The organism is Streptomyces albipurpureus (assembly GCF_023701525.1).
Taxonomy (GTDB): domain Bacteria; phylum Actinomycetota; class Actinomycetes; order Streptomycetales; family Streptomycetaceae; genus Streptomyces; species Streptomyces albipurpureus.
Genome location: NZ_JAMQAW010000039.1, coordinates 1,054 through 2,796 on the forward strand (window position 1 = coordinate 1,054; position 1,743 = coordinate 2,796).

General features: G+C 69.0%; 1 protein-coding gene and 1 tRNA gene. One reads left to right on the top strand and one right to left on the bottom strand.

Annotated elements, in window-relative coordinates; translation table 11 throughout:
- Nucleotides 1–116: 116 nt before the first annotated feature.
- Nucleotides 117–1,436, bottom strand: coding sequence for a sensor histidine kinase (locus tag NBG84_RS29525; protein WP_250922704.1), 1,320 nt, complete (start codon nucleotides 1,434–1,436; stop codon nucleotides 117–119).
- 205 nt (nucleotides 1,437–1,641) lie between these two features.
- Between NBG84_RS29525 and NBG84_RS29530 the strand changes: the two genes are divergently transcribed.
- A tRNA-Gln gene (locus tag NBG84_RS29530) sits at nucleotides 1,642–1,712 on the top strand.
- Nucleotides 1,713–1,743: the final 31 nt, after the last annotated feature.

Consider the following 1,743-nt stretch of genomic DNA (forward strand, 5'->3'; position numbering starts at 1 on the left):
AGGACGGAACCCCCCACCCCCGGTGAGAACACCCAACACAAGACCCCCCAGCCGAGGCACCCACCCCCCCAGGACAGGACCACCCCGCAAAAACAAGCCCCCCCCGCCCAGGGGCCTCATCGGTCCGGCAGCACCGCCGACACCCGAAACCCCCCGGCATCCGTCGCCCCCGACACAAACACCCCGCCCAGTGCCAGCACCCTCTCCCGCATCCCCACGAGCCCGTTCCCCCCGCTCGGCAGGTCCGCGTCCGCGCCGCCCGCGCCCGCCGCGTCCGGGGCGCCGTTTTCGACCTGCATGGCGACTTCGGATTCCCGGTGTGCCAGGCGCACCATCACCTTGGCGCCCGCCGCGTGTTTGTGGACGTTGGTGAGGGCCTCCTGGATCACGCGGTAGGCGGTCTGTTCGACTTCGGGGGCGTACTCCCTGGCGCCTCCCTGGACGGCGAGTTCCACCACCATGCCGGCCTGGCGCGACTGCCCGACGAGGGTCTCCACATCGGCGATGGACGGTCCGGCACCCGCTTGGGCCGCTGCGGCGGCTGCGGCGGCGGCAGCCGCGCCGACGGCGGCGAGGGGCACGGGGGCGACCTGGCGTTGGTCTCCCTCGCCCGCTCTCAGGACGCCGAGCATCTCGCGTAGCTCGGTGAGTGCCTGGCGGCCCATGTCGCCCACCAGGGCGGCGTTCTTGACGGCCTTCTGCGGGTCCTTGAGCGCCACCGCCTGGAGGGCGGCGGCGTGGACCACCATCAGGCTCACCCGGTGTGCGACGACATCGTGCATCTCGCGCGCGATGCGGGTTCGTTCCTCGGTGCGGGCCCACTGAGCGCGCTGCTCCGCGCGGTCGGCGAGTAGGGAGAGTTCCTGCTCCAGGCTGTCGGCCCGTTCCCGCAGGCTCTCCATGAGTCGGCGTCTGGCGCCTATGTAGAGGCCGAAGAGCACGGGTGGCAGAGTGACGCCGACGGCGATGAACCCTGACATCAGCGGTACGTACCAGACGCCCGGCGCATCGAGGTCGGACGCGCTGACGTCCTGGCCGACGCGGACGAAGCTCACGATCAGGGTGGCCGTGAGGGACATGCCGGTCAGGGTCGCGATGATCCGCCGCGGAACGTCGGACGCGGAAAGCGAGTAGAGGCCGACGATGGTCATCAGATAACCCATCTCGGCCGGGGTGGTGGCGATGGAGACCAGGACGACGGCGATCGGCCAACGCCGTCGCACCACGATCACCGATCCGACGATCAGCCCGAACAACACTCCGATGGGTATCGGCAGTGCGGTCTTGTCCGCGAATGCCGCGCCCTCCCAAGCGCACTCAAAGGCGGAGAGGAGGCCGAGCCCCACGTCCAGCGCGATACTGCGCCGTCGTCCCCACCACAGCCAGGTTCGGGCGGTCGCGCCCGTGGCGTCCTGGTGTGCCCCCGTTGTGGTCATGGTTCCCAGCCTACGGGCGAGCGCGGGCGATTTTCCTGGCACTTTCGCGGGCTGGTTTCGTCCGCTAGGTCCCTGTTAGTACAGCGGAATGCGCTCTACCGTCGCGCCAAGGGCCGCCGGTACGGCATAGTAGGGGCTGCCCTGCGCGACCGGTCAGACCGAGAGTTCAGTCACATCGGCCAGATCGGACATAGGGGGCGATCTTTCCCAGGTCGTCTAATGGCAGGACAAATGGTTTTGGTCCATTGAATGAGGGTTCGATTCCTTCCCTGGGAGCAAGAGCGGCGGGTCCTGGCCTATGAGGCCA

Bases quoted from the DNA above. Each gene is read 5' to 3' on its own strand.
- NBG84_RS29525 (WP_250922704.1), bottom strand. From the start codon at position 1,436: ATGACCACAACGGGGGCACACCAGGACGCCACGGGCGCGACCGCCCGA.